Origin of the sequence: Flavobacterium sufflavum, from assembly GCF_004016525.1 — a bacterium.
GTDB classification, from domain to species: Bacteria; Bacteroidota; Bacteroidia; order Flavobacteriales; family Flavobacteriaceae; genus Flavobacterium; species Flavobacterium sufflavum.
Genome location: NZ_SACJ01000001.1, coordinates 17,780 through 38,900 on the forward strand (window position 1 = coordinate 17,780; position 21,121 = coordinate 38,900).

Below are 21,121 nucleotides of genomic sequence, written 5' to 3' on the forward strand. Positions count from 1 at the left end.
TTTGACATTGCCATTGTATTTTGATATTGAAATTTTATCGGTTCAACCACCAAATACTCGCATTCAATACAGCGGCAAAACTTACCCAGGCTAAATATGGAATCAACAAATAAGCTGCTACTTTATTGATTTTAGCAAACTGAATGTAAGTTTCATAAATTAATAACCACAGAAGAATTATTTCCAATCCGGCTAACATTGGGTTGTGCAATCCAAAAAAAATGTACGACCACAAAGCATTCAATCCCAGCTGAATTATAAAAAACAACAAGGCTTTCTGAATAATTTCGCTTTCATACGCAATTCGATCCCAAACTAAGCCTGCGGCTACTCCCATCATAATGTACAACACAGACCAAACGGGTGCAAAAATCCAATTGGGCGGATTAAAGCTTGGTTTTTCCAATGTTGGGTACCAGTCTAAAATAGCATTACGTGTCACAGTACTAGAAAAATAGCCAACAGCAAGACAAGCAACAACAGCAAAAATTATTTTAGTAATCTTATTCATCTGATTCAATTTGGGTCAAAAATAATCAAAAACTTTATACTTGAACAAATAAACAAATCAACCTATAGAGCAAAAAAAGTATCTTTGCGCAAATTTTATCATTCATGTTTACAGCAAACGATTTTATTCCTACTCCATATACTCAATCTATAGAAAGCGGTCAATTTCAATGGAGTGCACCCAGTAATATAGCCTTAGTGAAGTATTGGGGAAAAAAAGACAATCAGATTCCCGCAAATCCTTCGGTAAGTTTTACATTGAACAACTGTAAAACGATTACCAAATTGACTTTCGCCAAAAAACACATTTCGACTCCGCCCATTGGGACAGAAAATAAGTTTTCATTCGATTTGCTTTTTGAAGGAAAACCCAAAGAAGATTTCAAGCCAAAAATCCAAAAATTCTTTGAAAGAATCGAAAGCTATTTGCCGTTTTTGAAAGACTATCATTTTACCATTGATACCCAAAATACTTTCCCGCACAGTTCAGGGATTGCTTCATCGGCATCGGGAATGGCCGCTTTAGCAATGAACTTAATGAGTTTAGAAAAAACCTTAAATCCTGCAATGACGGATGATTATTTTTACAAAAAAGCTTCTTTCTTAGCGCGTTTGGGTTCAGGAAGTGCATGCCGAAGTATAAAAGGACAAGTGGTAGCCTGGGGACAACAAGCTAATATTGAAGGGAGTTCGGATTTATTTGGAGTTGAATTTCCATCTGCAATTCACGAAAATTTCAAAAACTATCAGGATACTATTTTATTAGTTGACAAAGGCGAAAAACAGGTTTCCAGTACTGTAGGACATGATTTGATGCACGACCATCCTTTTGCCGAAAGGCGATTTGCGCAAGCGCATGAAAACTTAGATAAACTGATTGCCCTTTTTGAAAATGGTAATTTGGAAGAATTCATTAAAATAATTGAAAGTGAAGCCTTAACATTACACTCGATGATGATGACTTCCATGCCGTATTACATCTTAATGAAACCCAACACTTTGCAAATCATCAATACGATTTGGAAATTTAGAAATGAGACCCAAATCCCGGTTTGTTTTACACTCGATGCCGGTGCAAATGTGCATGTTTTATATCCTGAAAACCAAAAAGAAAAAGTATTGCAATTTATTAAAGACGAATTAGTTGACTATTGTCAAAATGCGCAGTACATTTGTGACGAAATTGGAAATGGAGCAATGCAATTGTAATTTTTGTATCTTTAGTAAAATTTTAGATCATGAACATTCAATTAGAAAAATTAGAATTAATAAAAAAAGTCTTGGAAACCAATGACGAATCTATTATTGAATCTATCAAATCTATTTTCAGGAAAGAAAAGAAAGATTGGTGGGATGATTTGACAGAAGAGCAACAAAATACGATAAACGAATCTTTAGAAGAATATAAAAAAGGTGACTTTTCTTCTTTTGATGATTTTATAAAACCACATCTTTAAAGATGAAAAGGGAAGTTGTAATTACTCCTAGAGCTAAAATTGAAGTAGAAGAAATTTTTAACTACTTAGAAGCAAAATGGAATAATGAAGTAAAAAGAAAATTTTCAAATAAGATTAATTTCACAATACAATTAATTGTTAAAAATCCGGAATTATTTCCAATTTCAAGCATAAATAAAAAGATTAGAAAAGTTGTTATTAGTAAACAAACCAGTTTGTTTTATCATTTCAACATCAAACATATTGTTATCGTTTCTGTTTTTGACACCAGACAAAACCCAAATAAATTGAAAGACTTAAAATAAAAATATGAAAGGACCTTTATTTTACTCAAAAATATTACTCTTTGGAGAATACGGAATTATTCGTGATTCTAAAGGATTGTCTATTCCATATAACTTCTATAATGGCGCATTGAAAAAAGAGGAAAATCCTTCGACAGAAGCCATCGCCTCAAACGCCAGTTTAAAACGTTTTGCTGATTATTTAGGAAAATTAGAAGAGGAAAAAGCTAATCTGGTATTTTTTGATTTAGTGTCCTTAAAAAACGATATTGCAACAGGAATGTATTTTGATTCCAGCATTCCACAAGGTTATGGTGTAGGAAGTAGCGGTGCACTGGTAGCGGCTATTTACGACAAATATGCTCAAAACAAAATCACTGTTTTGGAGAATTTGACTCGTGAAAAGCTATTGCAGCTAAAAAACATATTCGCCCAAATGGAGAGTTTTTTCCACGGGAAAAGTTCAGGATTAGACCCATTAAACAGTTATTTGAGCATCCCAATTCTTATTAATTCTAAAGACCACATTGAAGCCACAGGAATCCCTAATCAAAGTTTCGATGGAAAAGCCGCAGTCTTCTTGTTAGACTCCGGAATTATAGGCGAAACTGCTCCAATGATTAATATTTTCATGGAAAACCTTAAAGACAAAGGATTCCGTACCATGCTAAAAAACCAGTTTGTTAAATATACCGATGCCTGCGTAGAAAATTTCCTTGGTGGCGACATGAAATCTTTATTCATGAACACTAAAAAGTTATCTCGTGTGGTTTTAAACAACTTTAAACCCATGATTCCGGAACAGTTTCACGAAATCTGGCAAAAAGGAATTGAAACCAATGATTATTATTTAAAATTGTGCGGCTCTGGTGGTGGCGGTTATATTCTGGGTTTCACAGAAGATCTAGAACGCGCTAAAACATCATTAAAAGATTATAAATTAGAAGTAGTTTACCAATTTTAATCTTCAAAAAACCCAGAACGGCAAACTTTTAACTTTTAAAAATGTTGAACAGAAAAAACAAACTATTATTGATGAAAATTATCAGTTTGTTCTCTGTAGTTAGAGGTTACAACATACCAATCATCATTTTAGCGCAATATTTATCGGCTATATTTATCCTTGCTCCTGAGATAAGAGCTTTAGATATTTTACTTGATTTTAATTTGTTTCTAATTGTTTTTACTTCCTCACTAACTATCGCTTCGGGTTATATAATCAACAATTTTTACGACAGTAAAAAAGATTTAATCAATCGCCCCAACAAATCCATGTTAGACCGATTAGTTAGTCAAAGCACTAAGCTAAAAGTTTATTTTACTTTAAACTTTATCGTTGCTTTTATTGCCTGGTTCATTTCCTGGCGTGCTTTTTTGTTCTTTTCAGTTTATATTTTTCTCATTTGGTATTATTCCCATAAAATCAAAAGATACCCATTAATTGGAAACCTAACTGCTTCTTTTATGGCTGTGCTGCCTTTCTTCGCCATTTTATTGTATTATTACACTAAACTTCCTTTGTATGAAATAGAAAGCTATAAAAACCAATTCATGGTTATTTTTTCACATGCAACATTTTTATTTTTATTGTTACTCATAAGAGAAATGATTAAGGATTTAGAAAACATAAAAGGTGACCTTGTTGACAATTACAAAACCATTCCCATCTTATATGGAGAAGAAACTTCAAAAAAAATAATCAGCTTTCTGAGTCTTTTGACCTTGTTTCCTGTTTATATTCTAATCGAAATATACGATGTGGGTTATATGGATATCTATTTCTATTCCTGCCTGATTGTTTTAGTTTTTTTCTTAAAATATTTATGGAAATCCAATACTAAAGCTCAATTCTTACTACTACACAACGTACTTAAATTCCTGATTGTATCCGGAGTCTTTTGCATTGTATTAATTAATCCAAGTGTTTTATGGCACGGAAAAAAACTACTACTGTCGTTTTAAGAACAATAGAATCTTCTTATTAACGAGTTAGTTAGTGTTTTATAATTGGCAATTATCAATTAACAACTATATAAATACTATCTTTGCAGGCACGAGTTCTAATATAATCAGAACTGATGAAGTAAAATTATAGAATATTATGAATAATAAGGAAGGCAATAATAAAAGAGGCGGTTTCAGACCAAATAGTTCCAGACCAAGTTCTAATAAGCCAAAACCTGCGATGCCAAAAAGAGCACAAGGACCTAAAAAAGCAAAACCAAGCACAAAAGCCGCTGAAGAAGCTGCTAAAAAAATAGAAAAAAAGCCTAATCAGGCTCCTAAAAGAGCGAAGGCAAAAGATGAAATGCGTTTGAACAAATACATTTCCAACTCAGGAGTTTGTTCACGTCGTGATGCCGACATTTACATCCAGTCAGGAAACGTAAAAGTAAATGGTGTTCCTGTTACCGAAATGGGTTATTTAGTAAAACCTGGTGACGATGTAAATTTTGACGGAGTGAAATTAACTCCGGAGAAAAAAGTATACATCTTATTAAACAAGCCAAAAAACTTTACTACAGCTCTTGATGAAGGACAGGAATTTAGAAATGTATTGGAATTGGTAAAAGGTTCAACTACTGCAAAAATTGCGGCTGTAGGTAGAATGGATAAAAACACCACAGGTCTTTTATTGTTTACCAATGATACTGATATGATTAGAAAATTTTCTCTACCTAATCAAAAATCATCTAAAATCTACCAAGTTTCTTTAGACAAGAACTTGAAATTTGAAGATTTAGAAAAAATAAGCAAAGGATTGGTAATTGACGGACACCGTGTTTATGTGGAAGAAGTAAGCTACATAGAAGGTGAAGCAAAAAGCGAAATAGGACTTAAATTAAAAACAGCAAACGTAAAAGTAGTCCGTAATATTTTTGAGCATTTCGATTATGATGTTTTAAGAATTGACCGTGTTGCTTTTGCAGGTTTAACTAAAAAAAACCTACCACGTGGTAACTGGAGATTACTTACCGAACAAGAAATCATCAATTTGAAGAACGTTTAAAATTCTTTCTTTTACAATAAAAGAAGCCGTCTCAAAACTTAAAATTTGAGACGGCTTCTTTGTTTATTGATGGCATTAACAAAAACACTATACCAATAAAAAAGCCGTTCCAAAATTTTGAAACGGCTAATTCTCTACAAATTAATCAATTAATTATACATTACCAAGTAAACGGCAAGTACCAATTACTTGGATTCATTAATTTAGCTCGTACTGTTGTAGCTTCAGCATTACCTTCTTTATTTAATTTGTCGTAAATTTTATCAGCTAAGAAAGCAGGATCGTTTCTACGTCTTGCAATACGCACTAAATCTTCCCAACGGTTCCCTTCATAAGCTAAAGTCAATGCCGCTTCATCAATAATGTTATTCTCAGTGGTAATCATATTATCTCCAATTGCTCCAACAGCCAATAAATTTGCACGTCCCCTAACACCTCCATTACGATGCCAAGGCGCTCTGTAATAAGGAGTTTCCCCCATACGGGCATCAAAGTCATAAGGAAATGGCAAGAATGTTTGTTGTTCATTAGTAACGTTTGTAGCACCTGTACTATAAACTGACCTAAATCCTCTATTTAAAATAGCAAAGGCAATTTTTTGCTGATTATCTCTATTAGCAGCCTCTGCATAACGCAAATGTAATTTTTCAGCACGGTATAAATACCAATCACCATCTTTTTTAAACTGATCGGCAGCAGCTTCAAATTTATATAGGTATTTCATAATTACAGGATCCCCGCCTACCATTTTATAAGTTAATTTAGTACCACGGGCATCATAAGGAATTCCATTACTTTGCGTATTAGAATTCCACAAATCCATTGCACGCTGTGATGGTTTAGCCAAATAATTACCTGACGTTTTCGAAAAGAATGCAATAAAAGGGTTTGCAGGAGCAAATTTGCTATCAAAAGGCAAAGACCAAATCCATTCGGTATTCCAAACTGCATCTCTAGTTCGTGAAAACATAGACCTCCAACCTCTAGTGTCAGTATCAATCAAAGTAGACGGTTCCGGGCTTCTTGAATATGCTACTAATAGATCATTATTACTACTACCAGCAAAACTACTAATACGATAACTCTCCAAATATTCTGTCTGATTTACACTAGTACTTGCTGTTTCTAATACCGTTTTATAATGTGAAGCCGCCTTTAAATAGTCTCCTTTCCAAAGTTCTAAATCACCTAATAAACACTCCTTATTAATAAAAAACTTTGCAGTATTATAACCATCAACAGTAACCACTAAGCTACTTCCTAGTTCATATTGCTTTTTATAAGTAAGTCCTTCTGTAAATGTCACCAACTTATCCACAAGTTGCGTAAGGGGAATCCTCGGGTACTTATTTATATTTTTTACATCATCCAAACTTTCAATAGGCTCAGTGATATAAGGTACATTTCCATATTGAATTCCTAATTGCAGATAAATCCAGGAACGAATGCAGGCTACATCGGCATAACGTTGATCGTATTGCGACTGGGTAAACTTTTTATCAGCCAGCATGATGTCAAAATTCTTAAGTGCATCATTACAATTATTAATTACCTCATAAAATTGCCTTGGATTGATATATGGATTTTCAGCCGTTTCATTATGTTCTGATAATTGCTTTAAATAAGGACTCGAATTAACTGTTGTAGTCATCAAATCGGCACGCATTTCATTCAGAATTACATACTTTTCTGCAAGTCCCATGAATTTACCATAAATACCTAATACGGCAGCGTCGGCATCGTAAACATTTCGATACACCTGATCTCCCGAAAGCTTATCTTCAGGTTGCACATCCAGATAGTCCTGACAAGAGCCAAGACTAAATAATAGCGTCATAGCCGACACTATCGATACGATGCTTTTTGTTGTTTTTATTTTAATTGTTGTTATCATCTGTATGTTTCTTCTATAGTGTATATAATTAAAGACCTAAACGCAATCCAAGTTGAAAGCTTCTAAACTGAGGAGCTAAACCAATATCAGTTCCTTGACCAAAAATCGATGAAGTAGCACTAAATTCAGGATCATAACCAAGATACTTAGTATAAGTAAACAGGTTATTAGCAGTAGCGTAAAGCTTTATGTATTTTATATAATTCATATCATTAACTTTAAAATCATATCCTAACACTAAAGTTTTCAATCTTAAATAAGAACCGTCTTCAATCCATCTGCTTGAAAATTCAGCATTCCCCATTGGATCACCCCATGTTGCTTTCGGCAAATCGGTAATTTGTCCTTCAGCTATCCAACGATTAGCAACAGCAGCACTTTGATTCTCATAACCACTCATTTTTTCTAAGTTATAGCGCACACCATTATAAATATCATTACCAACAGAAAAATTAAATAATCCCTGAAGACTAAAACGTTTAAAAGTAATATTAGCAGAAAAACTACCTACCATATCCGGATTAGGATTCCCTATCACCATACGGTCATTGTTATCAATAATTTTATCGCCATTTAAGTCAACAAATCTCATATCACCTGCTGCAAAAGGTGCTAATTGCCCATTTGTCAAACGTCTGCTTAAACCGGCTGCAGCCGCATCGGCTGTTGAACTATAAACACCATTTGCTTTCAAACCATAGAACGAGTTAGCATTTTCTCCTACAGAAGTTATATATGTAGCTCCGGCAAATTGAGTCAAAATATCTCCGTTAGGCAAAGCTTCAATTTCATTTTTATAATGACTTACATTCACTCCTAAATCTAAAGTAAAATCTTTTGATTTAATAACACGAGCGTTCAATTCCAAGTCAGCACCTAAAGTACGCATGGCACCACTATTAGATGCTATATAATCAAAACCTGTTGCTTTACTGATAGATTCATAAACAATCATGTTTCTTGTTCTATTATAAAATAAATCAATAGAAGCATTAACTCTCTCATTAAATATACCTAAATCGGCACCAACATTGAATTTTTTAACAGTCTCCCATTGTAGGTTTGGATTACCAATATTTCCTCTTACTAAGCCCTGCATCCCCAATAAATTTTGAGAAACATAATATTTTTGAGCAGTAAAGTTTCCTATATCGTCATTCCCGCTATATCCATAAGTTGCTCTCAATTTAAGATAATCAATAGATTTTAAATTTTTCATAAAACCTTCAGAAGATACCAACCAAGCTGCTGTTAAAGAAGTCATCAATGCATATTTATTATCTCCATTGAGTTTATCTCCAAATCTACTTGACCCATCTACAGCATAACTAGTTGTCAAGAAATATTTATTGCGGTAATTGTAATTGGCATTAGCATAAATATTCAACCAATTCCACTCTCCTAAAGCCCCTCCTACCTGACGCAATAAGTTTGATCCAGCACCTACCAAAGTAAAATCATCTGTAGAAGAATTGAAACCTAAACCTAAATCACTCTCCGATTTATTGGTTTGAGTTCTAATTCCAAAACGTACATCTAAATTATGGTCGTTATTAAAATTTTTAAAATAGTTAGCATAAGTATCAGTATAAATACTTTTATAACTTTGAACTTCACTACCTGAACGATTGGTTCCTATAGCAGTAGGAAGAATAATATTAGCTACCCCAAAGTCCGGAATAAAAAAACTTTCTCTTTCTTTATTAAAAGTCAAACCAAAAATGGTGTTAATATCCCAATCTTTATTTAAAGTATATTTGAATTTCAAGTCACCAAAGAAACGATAGTGGTTATTTCTTCCAAAACCATTTTCAAGAATTGCATTTGGGTTACTGACATTAAAGTAATCTACATCAGCTAAATTAGGAGATACTTCACCTAAATCATCAACTTCATTTGTTGTTAAAAGTGGAGACTTAGTCAATGCTAAATAAATTGGACTTGTTTTATAAGCAAAACCCTGATCCCATTGTTCCTGAACATTATTAATGAAAGATAAGTTAGCGTCTACACTTAGTCTATTTGTTAATTTTAAAGCAGCATTTAAACGCGTACTGTATCTTTTTGTATTAGTTTTATCAACAATACCTTTGCTATCCAAATAACCTACTGACAAACCAAACTTTGCAATTTCATCTCCTCCACGAACTTTAAGAAAATAATTTTGACTTGTACTTGCTTTAAAAACCTGATCTTGCCAATTTGTATTATTATGGTATTTATAATATCCGGCCGAACCTAGTTCATCATTCATATATGGCAATGCAGCAACTTGTTGTTGTGATAATCCACGAGTAGTTTCTAGTTGAGATAAATGGACACGGTAAGCATTAGCATCAAGTAAAGGCAGCTCATCAGGAGTTTGATTTGCGTTGCCATACATTGTAAAATCAATTTTAGTTGATAATTCTGTTGCACGGGTAGTTGTAATTTTAATTACACCATTAGCCCCTTTTGTTCCATATAAAGAAGTTCCGTCTTTAATTACGGTTACATCCTCAATATCTTTAACATCAATATTAGTTAAAGGCGAAGAAATATTATTTTGTATAATTCCCGAACCATAATCCTCATCATCATAAATCATTCCATCAACAATGATTAAAGGTTTATTAGTAGCATACAATGAATTAAAACCTCTTAATGACAAATAAGTTCCGGCTCCCGGAGTACCTGAATTTCTAACCGTATTTAAACCGGCAACCTTCCCTTGAAGAAAACCACCTACCGATTCATTAATAGGACTAGACCATTGATCATTCCTGAAATTAACAACACTGGCTGCATTTGTATTGTTATATTGCATTTTTTCACCAGCAGTCAAATTGGCTATTTCATAAGAAGGTGCATAGTTTGGCTCACTCAGGAAAATTTCTATTCCTGATTCTTGCCTTCTCAAAGCATATACTTTTGTCTGATAATTTTCAGCACTAATTTTTAGTAGTGCTTCTAAATTTGGTACTTTAATTTCAAAGCTACCATCATCATTGGTAATGGCTGCCGAAAAACCATCGACGGCAATATTTACTCCTGACAAAGCTGCTTTGGTTTTGGAGCTTTTAACGACTCCTTTTACAAAAATTCCTTTTACTTTATTATTTATAGTTGTAGTTGCAGTAGCTGTTGAATCCTTAACTTCCTGTGCATACAATGGTATATAAAGCCCACCAGCAAAAAAAAGACCCGCTAAGCAGCTTAGTTTTATATTTTTTAGCATAACTAATTTTTTATAGAATATTATTTAAGGACAGGTACAAGTTTCAAATAATCAAGCGTAAGCGAATACTTACTTATTGTACTAGCTGCGATTAAAGAGATCAAATCGATATTACGAGCATTTGTTAATGTGACATCACCAATATATACATCAGTATAAATGTTAGGTTGAACAACCTGATTATCAAATTTCATAATTACATCAGTAGTCGTATTATTTCCAAATGCTTTATTATAAAAATATAAACTTTGTGTTAATGCAGTTGTTCGGAAATCGTTTATGGCTCTCCAATAAACTTTATAGGTGGTACTGTATAAATCCTTAGCGTTGTAATTCAAACTAATTGATATTCTATCAGTGACAACATCATTGAAAAACACATTTGATACTTTATTATCGCGATAAAAAATATTAGTATTAGCTCCGTTAGAATAACTTATATTGTTTTCTCCTTCAATTTTTGTAGTAACCAAACGTTTAGCTAGCCCAACATCAACTTTTTTCATGATATAAACAATACCATTACTCAAATGGATAGGCTCTCCTACAATTTGTGTTTTGTCCACATCGAATTCTACACCAAACCTTGAAGTTAATTTTGATGGTAACTCATTTTTTTCGTATTTTTTAGAAAAAGCCAAATCCCTCAAAGTAAAATATTTAGCATAAATAGCTGTTGAATCGATTGTAGGAACATTTGATGTTTTAATCAAATACGGTTTCATTTTAGTCACTTCTGCATTATAACCCGCATCCTGCATTAAAAACAAGGTGTATGAATTTTTCTCATTGTTCAAATTATACACATTTTTCAAATAGGAATTGGTCAAAGAATCAGATAGATAACCTGCTCCTCTTTCAGCAGATATAGCCTTAGCTGTAATATCCGCACTATAAATACTAAAATCTTTTAAACTCAATAAATAGTCACTGCTTGCCGAAAGTCCAGCTTGCGATTGAATATATTGCCAAATATTTAATTTAGGAGTCAAGGCTTTATTTATAATATGGAACACTCCATTAGCAGCATAATGATCAGCAGTAACAATAGTGGCATCATCAATTGTAGTAGATCCTTTAAATATAAGGTATTTATCACCCAACATCTTGATTTTTTCCTGCTCTTTAGTTCTTATCGATGAATAAGCAGTTAAAGCGATATGATTAGCTACAAATTTTTTAAGCGTTTCTGGATTACTCAATATTGCATCGTCTACCTGATTCATCGCCTCATTGGTAGGTACAAAAACCGTATAGGTTTTTGAAGCGGCCAATATTTTATCGTAACCAGTTTCAACTAATAATTCAGCAAACTGGGATACTTCGGCAGTATTGGTAATTGCCTCGTCCAAATTAACACTTAGATTAGCATCACCATTGTTTTCACGATCGTCCCAAGGATTTGTACAAGAGATTATTGCTAGTGATAAAACACTAGCAAATAATCTTTTATAATTTAATTTTAATAAAGTCATTTTTTACTTGATTAAGTTTGTATTTGAAATATTCCGGGTCTAATTAATTTGGCCCATTATCAGTTTTTACATCTGCTCTTTGAACTAAATTACTCCCTGTTATTGTTGATGGGAAACCTTTTTTAAATTTAGGCCATATCTGATCCATATCTACCGGACGGAATTCAACCATATCCCACATATCTACATGATCTCCACTACCTCCAGTACCTGCAGAAGTTGAATAAAATTTGATTTTATGACGTCCTGTAGTTGTTACGTCGACTATACCTACCAATCTTGAAAAAAGTCTGTCTCCACTAACAAATGGGAAAATATAACGCTTGTAACCTTGGGATTCAATTACTTTATCACTATCAGCGTCATTTGGTTTTTGTCTGGCATTTATAATTCTGGAAGTTTCTACACCATCAAAATACACCTTTGTGCTGGAAGATGATTTTGTATCAATATAATAATAAGAAACCCATATTTTATAACGTCCCTTAATAATTACAGGGGTAGTAAATTCAAAATTAGTAGTACCACCAGAACCATCACGAAAACGGAAAACATCAAAAAGGTCACCATTAAACGCTCCAGTTGTAGGCTTCCAAATCGGTCCATAAGCAGCAGTTTGATTACCTGTCCAGGTAATCCCATTAAATACAGGACCTAGTCTAAATGATGTTGTAGTCTTTCTATAATTAACAAGATCGTTTGCAAATTCCGGTTGATCGCAAAGATCAAAATAAACTGGCATTGGATTACGTTTTTTAATTGAGAAATTTCCATCTACATAATGCAATACTCCGTTTGAACAAGTTACATCACTAACATTTCTTACAACTTTAACCCCCTCTTCCTGTACTCCATTAAAAATATCATGGTTTAACAATATCTTCTCCCCGTCTAATTTGGAACTAATAACCTCTAATGGTGCAGCAGTTTCAAGAACAGAACTTGACACTACATCAGCCATATAATTCAATCGAGGCAATACATGGTATTGTACAAATAAATTCAAACTATCTTTTGCGTTAGTAGGATCACTTGTTGTTGCAGGTGCAATTGGCTTACTGTATCTTGTTTTAATTTTATCTAAAGTCCCTAAACCAGCTGCTTCAAACACCGCATTTGTTTGTGCTAAAACAGTTAGATGGCTACCTACATTGTTTGCATCATAAGTAACTGGCTGGTTTAATTTAGCATACCATCCTGTAGCTTTTAAAACCTCAGTAAACAATGAAAGATTTGGATTAGCTTCAATAGTTTGAGCCAGAGTTTTATCGGCAACACGTAACACTTTGTCAATTACATGAATCACACCATTTCCTACTACTAGGTTTGAGGTTAAAACATTGGAAGTTTTGTTAATCGTTGCACTGGAAACTCCATTAATATTAGCAGCACCGGTTATCAAATATTGACCATATAAACTTGGGACAGCAATTTTTCCATCAGTAAATTCAGTAGTACTGATTTTTTTATCTAAAATATGCAGTTTAACTATATCCTGCAAATCTTTTAATGGCACATCACTTAATGAAGTAGCACCAACATCTGTTAAATATTGCTTTACCGCATCATTAGTAGGAAGAAATAAGGTATAAGTACCATAAGTATTCATAAATGATGCAGAATTAGTAAGATCCAAAATTTTTAAAAACATAGAATAATTTGGATTTTCTCTTATATATCCAGTAATATTAAGAGTTTCATCGGTACTTTCTTTTATTTTTTGTTCAGAACAATTTTGAAACACTAAAGCTATTAAAAATACTAAAGTAAGTCTCAACAGGCTAGGCAATCTTAATAATCTTTTCATGACTTAATTTTTTTTTATTTATAAAATGGATTTTGTACTAGGGCTTTATTGGTATAAAGTTCATTCGCATTAATAGGTAAATAATGGCTATTTGGATCCTTAATTTTTGCAATAATGGATTGTTGTTGATTTACAGGTGCAGTGGCTACCGCTAAATCAATTAACAGTTGTTTACGTTCGTAATTATTAGCTCGAGCAACACGCAATACATCATACCAACGTTTTCCTTCAAAAGCTAATTCACGGGCACGTTCAGCTAAGATATAATCTATGATGTCATCTTTATTAGTTGCAGTTGCAGTAATAGTTTTAGCTGTTTGTGAAATAGCTCTACGTTTTGATCGGATATCAGCAATAATATCAAGTGCTGCTTGTCCATTCACCTGGCCTCCTAATCTTGTTAAGGCTTCTGCTTGCATCAACAGTACGTCGGCATAACGGTACACAAACCAATGTGTATCTGCCTCTTGCAGCGTTTTCTTTTCAAAATTATTTAGACCAGTGAATTTATAAATTTCACCTGTTGCACTAATTAATGATGCAAAATCTCCACGAATATCTCTATTTTCAGCATTATTAGAATCAATTCCAAAGACCTGATCCATTAAAAGTGCTCCCCCTTTAAATTGTGGACGTAATGAAAAAATATTATAAAACGGTCCTAAATTAGATGTTGTATATTGAAATTCAAATACGCTTTCAGTTGAATTCCCTTTGGCAAATACAGTATTAAACCAAGTACTCGATGAAGTTTCTATCAATGCAAATTTTCCTGAATCCGTTAGCTTTTTTGTAGCATCAAGAGCTCCCTGATAATCTTCTGTCCATAAATAAACATCCGCTAACATAGCATTAATAGCATAAGTGGTAATGCGCCCTTTGTTAGAAGCGGCACTTCCGTAATTTTCAACAGCATATTCATCAGCCAATTTTAAATCCTTAATTACCTGAGTAAAAATTTCAGATTGAGTACTTGTAGGGATTTGAAAATTTTCGGCATCACTTAAAGTAGCTTTTAATTTTAAAGGTACATCTTTAAAAGTTCGAGCTAAAGTAAAGTACAAATAAGCTCTAATTGCCAATGCTTCAGAAAGAAAATGCTTTAATTGCGTATCAGTCAAAGTTGGATCTTCATTTTTAACTGCCGGAGCTAAATCGATAACCGTATTACAATAATTGATGGTTCTATAAAAAGCTGCCCAACTAGTCACCTCATTTGAGGCTATAATATTAGAATTCATAATATCCCTCTGATCTTCAGTAACATTAAGTCCTTCCGCCAGCATACCTCCTCTCAACTCACCATACATGAATAAATATTCAGTCATTGTAAAATTATCACTTACACCTGGAGGAGAACTCAATAAAGAAGAATAAATTCCTATTACAGCAGCTTGTATATCCTCTTTGGTTTTCCAGAATTCATCACGAACAATTCCATCCTGAGGACGCAAATCTAAATAATTGTCGCACGAACTTGCCGAAACAAAAAGTATAAAGATTGCTAATATTGTTTTTATTTTAGTTTGCATAAATATATTTTTTTTAAAAACGAGTTGTTAGACCAAATGAAAAACGTTTGGTAGCTGGTGTAGAAGCCTTATCTAAAGCCATCCCAAAAGGACCAGGTCCCATACTCACCTCTGGGTCTTGACCTCTGTATTTTGTAAAAGTATACAGGTTATCTGCAATTACGTTCAACCTTACTTCATCTAAATTCAATTTTTTCAATAGATTTTTACCAAAACTATAGCTAAGACTTACTGAACGAAGACGAACAAAAGAAGCATCCTCCACATAACGATCAGAACCTAACCAGTTATAACCTGTACCATAAACCGCTCTTGGCATATTAGTCACATCACCCGGATTACGCCATCTAGACAAAACTGCTGTACTTTGATTGCTCCAGCCATACATATTAGTGGTTTTCATATCTGTATCATTAACAATATCATAATTCAAACGATACGTAAAGAAAAGATTTAGTTTCCATTGGTTGTTCAAACTTATATTTGGACCAAAACCTCCTGATAGTTTAGGATTACTGTTTCCTAAATACACTACATCACGACTGTCAATGTTACCATCTTTATTGATATCTTCATAAATAGCATCTCCTGGTTGAAAGGTATAATCAGTTAATGGGTAATTGAAACGCATCAATACATCCTGACCATTAGGTCCTACAATTACATTTCCTCTGGCATCTCTGGCTTTAGTTGCCTCAAGATCTTTATAAACTCCTTTAAATCTATATCCATAAAATGACCCAAAAGGATTATCTACTTGCAGAAAACGTTTGAATTCTCCATTTCTATCCGTATTTCCACTTTCATTTGGATAATACTCTGATATTTCAGTAATCATGTTTTGATTAGCAGAAATATTAAAATTAAAATCCATTTTCCATTTTTTAGTTTTCAATAGAGTGGCATTAATTCCTATTTCCCATCCTCTATTTTTCATTGTTCCTACATTTTGGTCAGATACATTAGTAAACCCAGAAACCGAACTCACATCAAGATCTTTAAAAAGAAGATCCTTAGTAGTCGTTTGGTATATTTCGGCATCTATACTCAAACGTTTGTTAAACATTTGGAGATTGAATCCTAAGTTTTTACCAATTTTTGTTTCCCAACGTAAATTAGTCAATTGCATATTTGTTGGAATAATACCATTAATACCTAAATATTGGGTGTCATAATTATCATAAATATTAAAAAACCGATAATCATATTTAGGTGCTCCTCCAGAATGTCCATAACTCAACCTCATACTTAAGTCATCCAGATTTTTTATATTCTTCATAAAAGGTTCTCCTGAAATCCTCCAACGGGTAGATATAGAAGGAAAATATCCATATCTGTTGTTTGCAGCAAATTTTGAATTACCATCAGCTCTTATACCCACATTTATAATATAGCGATCTAACAAGCCATATTGAGCACTAAACACCGCTCCTACATTTCTTGCCTGTGTATTAGAAGCAGACAATGTTCCTGTTTCTGCTCTGGAAGGATTTGATGGATCAGTCAATAAAGACGAAGCCGTATTTGAGGTCATTGCCTGATGTGAAGTATAACGGAAATCATTAGATTGCAATGACAATAAAGCTTGAAAAGTCTGGTTTTCCCCTATGTTAGGCGTATAAATAAAATTCGTCTTAGTAATAATACTAGCCTGATCAGAATCAGCATCTGCAGCTCTGTTTACTACTGTTTCAGTAAATGGACGACCTGTCGCACTTTGAGGTAAAAAAGATTTGTTTTTTCTGGACAAATAATCAAACTGTAAGTCGAAAGTCGACATAAATACTTTAGGAATAATATCTACACTCAAATTAAAGTGAGGTACAACACGATCCTCTGAGATATCGTTACTAGCTAATTCAGCCATAGCAAGTGGATTGTAAGTACTTCCATAGGTTCCCTGAACATTCCCTGCAGGGGAGAAGTAATTAGGTGTTAAATTACCTGATGCATCAAATTCATAAATACTCATATTAGGCATTTTAGTATAAGCAACACTTCTTATTTTGTCTTCAGTATCCTTTGAATTAACATAATTACGTTCAGTATCTGTATGAGTATAAGAAATATCGGTCTTGAACTTAATACGATCAGAAACCACATAATCTAAGTTCAACCTTGCATTTACCCTTTCTAAACCAGTACCTATAGTAACCCCTTTCTGTTTAAGATAACCTACAGAAGTAAAATATCTGGCTTTTTGTCCTCCTCCACTTAAAGAAAGGTTGTGATCACCAGTCATACCAACTTGAGTAATAGCATCTACCCAATTGGTATTTTGGCTATAGTTTTTATAGTAGTATACATCTTGTGGATCGTATTGAAACTCCTTTACGTTTAAAGTATTCAAAGGCACTCCATTTCTATTCATAAATTCCTCAGGAATCAATTGCGAGTATTGATCTCCATTTAACATTGGAATAGTAGGTGGCAACTTAGAATAAGTTCCTCTATAAGTATAAGTAATCTTTGGTGCACTTACTCCTCCACGTTTAGTAGTAATTAACAAAACCCCACTAGCTGCACGAGAACCCCAAATAGCAGTAGCAGCTGCATCTTTTAAAATAGTAATGGTTTCAATATCTGAAGGAGCAATATTAATTAAAGCTGCATAACCTTGTTCATCAGCTGAACCAAAATTAAAATCTTCAGGTACTGAAGTTTCATAAGGCATACCATCAACAACAATTAATGGATCTGAAGAACCTGTAATAGAAGAAGTACCACGAATACGGATTTGCATACCTGCTCCTGGATCACCACTATTAGCCACAATATCCACACCTGACAAACGTCCTTGTAAAGCCTCATCAATAGACGCTGCCTGCGTATTTTCTAAATCCGCAGCATTAATACTCACCGAACTCGTAGTACGATCACGATCTGCAATTCTCATCAATCCATTATCTGATGATTTTTTAGAAGTAACAACAATCTCTTTTAAAGATTCTACCGTTGAAACCAACTTAACCTTAATGGACTGCCTCCCATTAATCGATACAACTTGAGATTTATAACCTATAGTTGAAATCAATAATTTATTATTTGGATTTTTAACACGAATGGCAAAATTTCCATCAATATCAGTTACCACACCTCCTACAGTACGATTATCAGTATCCTGTTCAGCAACAGTAACCATAGGAATGGTTTGATTATCACTAGCATCTATAACCTGACCTCGAACTAATAGAGCAGTACTAGGCTGTTGTGCTAATGCAGGTAAAGCAGCCAAAATAACTAAGGCAAATGTAAAACTGCGTAATATATTTGTAATTTGTTGTCTCATTAGAATTCCGTATATTTAAGATAGTTGTCCACTAATTGAATTAAAGATCTATCTGCTAAGTTATTACTGCTTGCTACAATAATTTTAGCAGCCGCATTATTATTAGTTACTGGAGAAACATCCTTAAATGTCAATGTTCCAGGGACACTAGATGATCCCGGAGTGCTACTCACTCCAACATAAGTTTTATCTCCTTTACTATTTTTCCTTAAGGTTTCAAACTGTCCTATTGAAAGTCCATCATTTGAAACAGTTTTAACTATAATATGGTAACGGATAAAATCGGCAATTAAATCTTTCTCTCCTTGTACTGTAGTAGCAGGATTTGACGGAAGTACTCCATCAGTAATCGCCTTCGCAATTGCAGCATTATTTGGCACTATAAAAGTATAAGAACTACCCAACTCAACACCTTCAATTTTACCTGTAGCTGCAGTATAAATAGATGAATTTTTTAAATACTGGACAAAGCTATAAAATTGCGAAGTACTGTTTGGTGCTAATTTCTCTATTGCCAAACCTTGTAGTTTCTCAGCATATTTTGGTAAATTATCAATATAATAAACAGTACCATTTTGTTGCACCTCTTTTTTTACTATGTTAACATAAGTACCATCCTCATCATTTCCTGCAGCATAAATTTTATTATTATTCCATCTTATGTACTCACCCGGAATTTCATCATCTCCGGTACGAATGATACCCGAAGTAGTTCCAATATTATCCAACTCTCCATTTGGTGTAAGAACAATACAGTTATACAAAAGTCTTAATAACTTATTACGGGGATCAGTCTTAGTACTATAGACCCAAGCTGATTTATCAAAATCATAGCTAATCCCTAAACTTTTCAACACTGCATCAGAAGGCAAGAAAAGAGTGAATTTCTGACTGATATCACTAACCATTCCTTTATAATTTTCCGGAGTTTCATTCAACAATCTTGTAGCAAGCAAAAAATCAGGATCTAAATATGCCGAAGTATAAACGCTATAGAATAAATCAGATTTTTGAACTTTATTAGTTCCGTAAAAGAATCCATTACTTAAAACTTGTTTATCTGTAATATCAGTATTGAAATCAAATCGTAATTCTTCTTTTAAACCATTGATATAATTCTCTTTTAAACTTGGCCATACAGCCCCCTGAACCATGTGAGCATTGACTAAATCCTGTATCACATATCTAGGCAGCGCAGCAACAGAGGAGTAATGCTTAAGCAAAATTTTATCTCTAAAATCTATAAAAGCATTATTCTCAGGTGCGAACAAAGTATAGGCATCGGCCTGACCATCATTATCTTCTAATTTCACATAATTTTCATTATTAGGTGAGAATGCCAAAGTAGGATCATAAAACCTTACATAAACATTATCCGATTTACCAGTGTAGTTGTAGTAATTAGTTGTAGCAGTCTGACTAAGACCATAAATAATTAAATTATTCTCTATAAGTTTACGAAACTCGCTGTATTTGCTAACTGCTTTTTTACTATCTTCTTCTAAATACTGTTCGATATTCAATAATGGAAGATTTACTTTATCAACCTCATGGATAATACCATTCTCAGCAACAATATCAGTTTGTACTACTTTAGAGTCAAAAAGATTAAAACCCGTATATTGACCACTTGGATAGAAAAAATTAAAATCAGTAGCACTCAAATTTTTAGCAGCAAAATATTCATCTGTAAAATAAGTAACATACTTATTATTATTATCTCCTGCAAACCAGGCTCCATTACGATTAGCGGCTACTGTAACGGTAGGAACTCCATTAACATCTCTTGTAACGTAACCATCATAAAAGGCAGTTCTCCTTCTAAAAGCATTATCTGCCACCCATCCTTTTGATGATTGGTAATCCGAAAGCTGGTCTTTTCTAAAAGCATTATAAACAAGTGCGTATTTAACAATTTTAGATGCAGTAGCATCATCAATCTTGCTTACGTCAGATATTCCTTTTTCCTGAAAATACTTAGTAAAAGCAGCATCATTAGGTGCAAACATAGTCCAATATCCTGATTTACTCAAGATATCTTTGTAGCCTGCTTTTTCAATTAAAGCAGTAAAATTTTTAAAATTACCTCTGGTATCCAACTGCTGGTAAATTGGATCTTCGAGATAATCCGGACGCCCATAGTACTCATCAAATGCGTCTCGACTACAACTGGCAAATAAAGCCAGAAGTGGCATGATTAATAAATAGTAGTTAATTTTTCTCTTCATTATTTGGTTAGCTTATAAAGTGGTGAATAAATTAATTTGTGTTTTTTTTAACTATTTTTTGCTAAGTTTTAACTTTTCAAAGTTATATGTTCAACTTATTACATCTATCCTGCCGTATCCTGTTTTTCATGTATATATAAAAAAAAACAACATTAAATATACATATCACATTGTATTTCCTAATATTTTAAGAATAGAAAAAACATTGAATTTATTAGGCTTATAAAACATTACACCCCCCTAAATAAATGCACAAAAAACATATATATTAATTTAACATATATTTTGTAATTAAGAAAATATTTCAAATCATAATACAGAATTTCGCTATACTGTCCTGTACCAAAATAAAACCAATCTTTTGTTAATAATTCCCAAGGTCTTAAACAAATATATTTTTATCAAGATTAAACATGTT

14 protein-coding genes are annotated in these 21,121 nt (G+C 33.2%); 6 read left to right on the forward strand and 8 right to left on the reverse strand.

All coding sequences use genetic code 11. The features are described 5' to 3' along the window. Nucleotides 1–34 precede the first annotated feature (34 nt). A complete protein-coding gene (locus EOD40_RS00060) occupies nt 35–511 on the reverse strand; it encodes a TspO/MBR family protein (RefSeq protein WP_128192865.1) in 477 nt (158 codons plus the stop codon). A 104-nt stretch (nt 512–615) separates the two neighbouring features. On the opposite strand from EOD40_RS00060, the gene EOD40_RS00065 reads away from it, so the two are divergent. From EOD40_RS00065 to EOD40_RS00090, 6 genes are all read left to right on the forward strand, one after another. Then, nucleotides 616–1,719 carry a diphosphomevalonate/mevalonate 3,5-bisphosphate decarboxylase family protein gene (locus tag EOD40_RS00065; RefSeq protein ID WP_128192866.1) on the forward strand — a complete coding sequence of 368 codons (1,104 nt, stop codon included), beginning with the start codon at nt 616–618 and terminating at the stop codon, nt 1,717–1,719. Nucleotides 1,720–1,748: 29 nt separating this feature from the next. Next, nucleotides 1,749–1,967, forward strand: a complete 219-nt coding sequence (locus EOD40_RS00070) for a hypothetical protein (RefSeq protein ID WP_128192867.1) — start codon at nt 1,749–1,751, stop codon at nt 1,965–1,967. Between the two features lie 2 nt (nt 1,968–1,969). Then, entirely contained in the window at nt 1,970–2,272 is a 303-nt protein-coding gene (locus tag EOD40_RS00075; RefSeq protein WP_128192868.1) for a type II toxin-antitoxin system RelE/ParE family toxin, read from the forward strand. 4 nt (nt 2,273–2,276) lie between these two features. Further along, nucleotides 2,277–3,215, forward strand: coding sequence for a mevalonate kinase family protein (locus EOD40_RS00080; protein WP_128192869.1), 939 nt, complete (start codon nt 2,277–2,279; stop codon nt 3,213–3,215). Between the two features lie 41 nt (nt 3,216–3,256). Continuing rightward, nucleotides 3,257–4,213 (forward strand): geranylgeranylglycerol-phosphate geranylgeranyltransferase, encoded by a 957-nt coding sequence (locus tag EOD40_RS00085; protein WP_128192870.1) that lies wholly within the window; start codon nt 3,257–3,259, stop codon nt 4,211–4,213. 139 nt (nt 4,214–4,352) lie between these two features. Further along, nucleotides 4,353–5,261 carry a pseudouridine synthase gene (locus EOD40_RS00090; RefSeq protein ID WP_128192871.1) on the forward strand — a complete coding sequence of 303 codons (909 nt, stop codon included), beginning with the start codon at nt 4,353–4,355 and terminating at the stop codon, nt 5,259–5,261. Between the two features lie 160 nt (nt 5,262–5,421). Here the strand turns inward: EOD40_RS00090 and EOD40_RS00095 are convergent, their stop codons facing one another. The 7 genes from EOD40_RS00095 to EOD40_RS00125 are packed head-to-tail and all read right to left on the reverse strand — an operon-like array spanning nt 5,422 to nt 20,703. After that, complete coding sequence (locus EOD40_RS00095; RefSeq protein ID WP_231129544.1) at nt 5,422–7,155, reverse strand: RagB/SusD family nutrient uptake outer membrane protein; 1,734 nt, start codon at nt 7,153–7,155, stop codon at nt 5,422–5,424. A 28-nt stretch (nt 7,156–7,183) separates the two neighbouring features. After that, nucleotides 7,184–10,372 carry a SusC/RagA family TonB-linked outer membrane protein gene (locus EOD40_RS00100; RefSeq protein ID WP_128192872.1) on the reverse strand — a complete coding sequence of 1,063 codons (3,189 nt, stop codon included), beginning with the start codon at nt 10,370–10,372 and terminating at the stop codon, nt 7,184–7,186. Nucleotides 10,373–10,392: 20 nt separating this feature from the next. Then, nucleotides 10,393–11,847, reverse strand: a complete 1,455-nt coding sequence (locus tag EOD40_RS00105) for a fasciclin domain-containing protein (RefSeq protein WP_128192873.1) — start codon at nt 11,845–11,847, stop codon at nt 10,393–10,395. 43 nt (nt 11,848–11,890) lie between these two features. After that, on the reverse strand, nt 11,891–13,654 hold the full coding sequence (locus EOD40_RS00110; protein WP_128192874.1) for a fasciclin domain-containing protein: 1,764 nt from the start codon (nt 13,652–13,654) through the stop codon (nt 11,891–11,893). A gap of 14 nt (nt 13,655–13,668) precedes the next feature. Next, nucleotides 13,669–15,186: a RagB/SusD family nutrient uptake outer membrane protein gene (locus EOD40_RS00115; protein ID WP_128192875.1), complete on the reverse strand. Its 1,518-nt coding sequence runs from the start codon at nt 15,184–15,186 to the stop codon at nt 13,669–13,671. A gap of 13 nt (nt 15,187–15,199) precedes the next feature. Continuing rightward, nucleotides 15,200–18,475: a SusC/RagA family TonB-linked outer membrane protein gene (locus EOD40_RS00120; protein WP_128192876.1), complete on the reverse strand. Its 3,276-nt coding sequence runs from the start codon at nt 18,473–18,475 to the stop codon at nt 15,200–15,202. After that, nucleotides 18,475–20,703, reverse strand: a complete 2,229-nt coding sequence (locus EOD40_RS00125; RefSeq protein WP_128192877.1) for a fasciclin domain-containing protein — start codon at nt 20,701–20,703, stop codon at nt 18,475–18,477. Before EOD40_RS00125 ends, EOD40_RS00120 begins: the two co-directional genes overlap by 1 nt. Between the last annotated feature and the right edge of the window lie 418 nt (nt 20,704–21,121).

What these genes read in the sequence shown, in the direction of transcription:
- EOD40_RS00060 (WP_128192865.1), bottom strand. Translation starts at nt 511, where the DNA reads ATGAATAAGATTACTAAAATAATTTTTGCTGTTGTTGCTTGTCTTGCT.
- EOD40_RS00065 (WP_128192866.1), top strand. Translation starts at nt 616, where the DNA reads ATGTTTACAGCAAACGATTTTATTCCTACTCCATATACTCAATCTATA.
- EOD40_RS00070 (WP_128192867.1), top strand. Translation starts at nt 1,749, where the DNA reads ATGAACATTCAATTAGAAAAATTAGAATTAATAAAAAAAGTCTTGGAA.
- EOD40_RS00075 (WP_128192868.1), top strand. Translation starts at nt 1,970, where the DNA reads ATGAAAAGGGAAGTTGTAATTACTCCTAGAGCTAAAATTGAAGTAGAA.
- EOD40_RS00080 (WP_128192869.1), top strand. Translation starts at nt 2,277, where the DNA reads ATGAAAGGACCTTTATTTTACTCAAAAATATTACTCTTTGGAGAATAC.
- EOD40_RS00085 (WP_128192870.1), top strand. Translation starts at nt 3,257, where the DNA reads ATGTTGAACAGAAAAAACAAACTATTATTGATGAAAATTATCAGTTTG.
- EOD40_RS00090 (WP_128192871.1), top strand. Translation starts at nt 4,353, where the DNA reads ATGAATAATAAGGAAGGCAATAATAAAAGAGGCGGTTTCAGACCAAAT.
- EOD40_RS00095 (WP_231129544.1), bottom strand. Translation starts at nt 7,155, where the DNA reads ATGATAACAACAATTAAAATAAAAACAACAAAAAGCATCGTATCGATA.
- EOD40_RS00100 (WP_128192872.1), bottom strand. Translation starts at nt 10,372, where the DNA reads ATGCTAAAAAATATAAAACTAAGCTGCTTAGCGGGTCTTTTTTTTGCT.
- EOD40_RS00105 (WP_128192873.1), bottom strand. Translation starts at nt 11,847, where the DNA reads ATGACTTTATTAAAATTAAATTATAAAAGATTATTTGCTAGTGTTTTA.
- EOD40_RS00110 (WP_128192874.1), bottom strand. Translation starts at nt 13,654, where the DNA reads ATGAAAAGATTATTAAGATTGCCTAGCCTGTTGAGACTTACTTTAGTA.
- EOD40_RS00115 (WP_128192875.1), bottom strand. Translation starts at nt 15,186, where the DNA reads ATGCAAACTAAAATAAAAACAATATTAGCAATCTTTATACTTTTTGTT.
- EOD40_RS00120 (WP_128192876.1), bottom strand. Translation starts at nt 18,475, where the DNA reads ATGAGACAACAAATTACAAATATATTACGCAGTTTTACATTTGCCTTA.
- EOD40_RS00125 (WP_128192877.1), bottom strand. Translation starts at nt 20,703, where the DNA reads ATGAAGAGAAAAATTAACTACTATTTATTAATCATGCCACTTCTGGCT.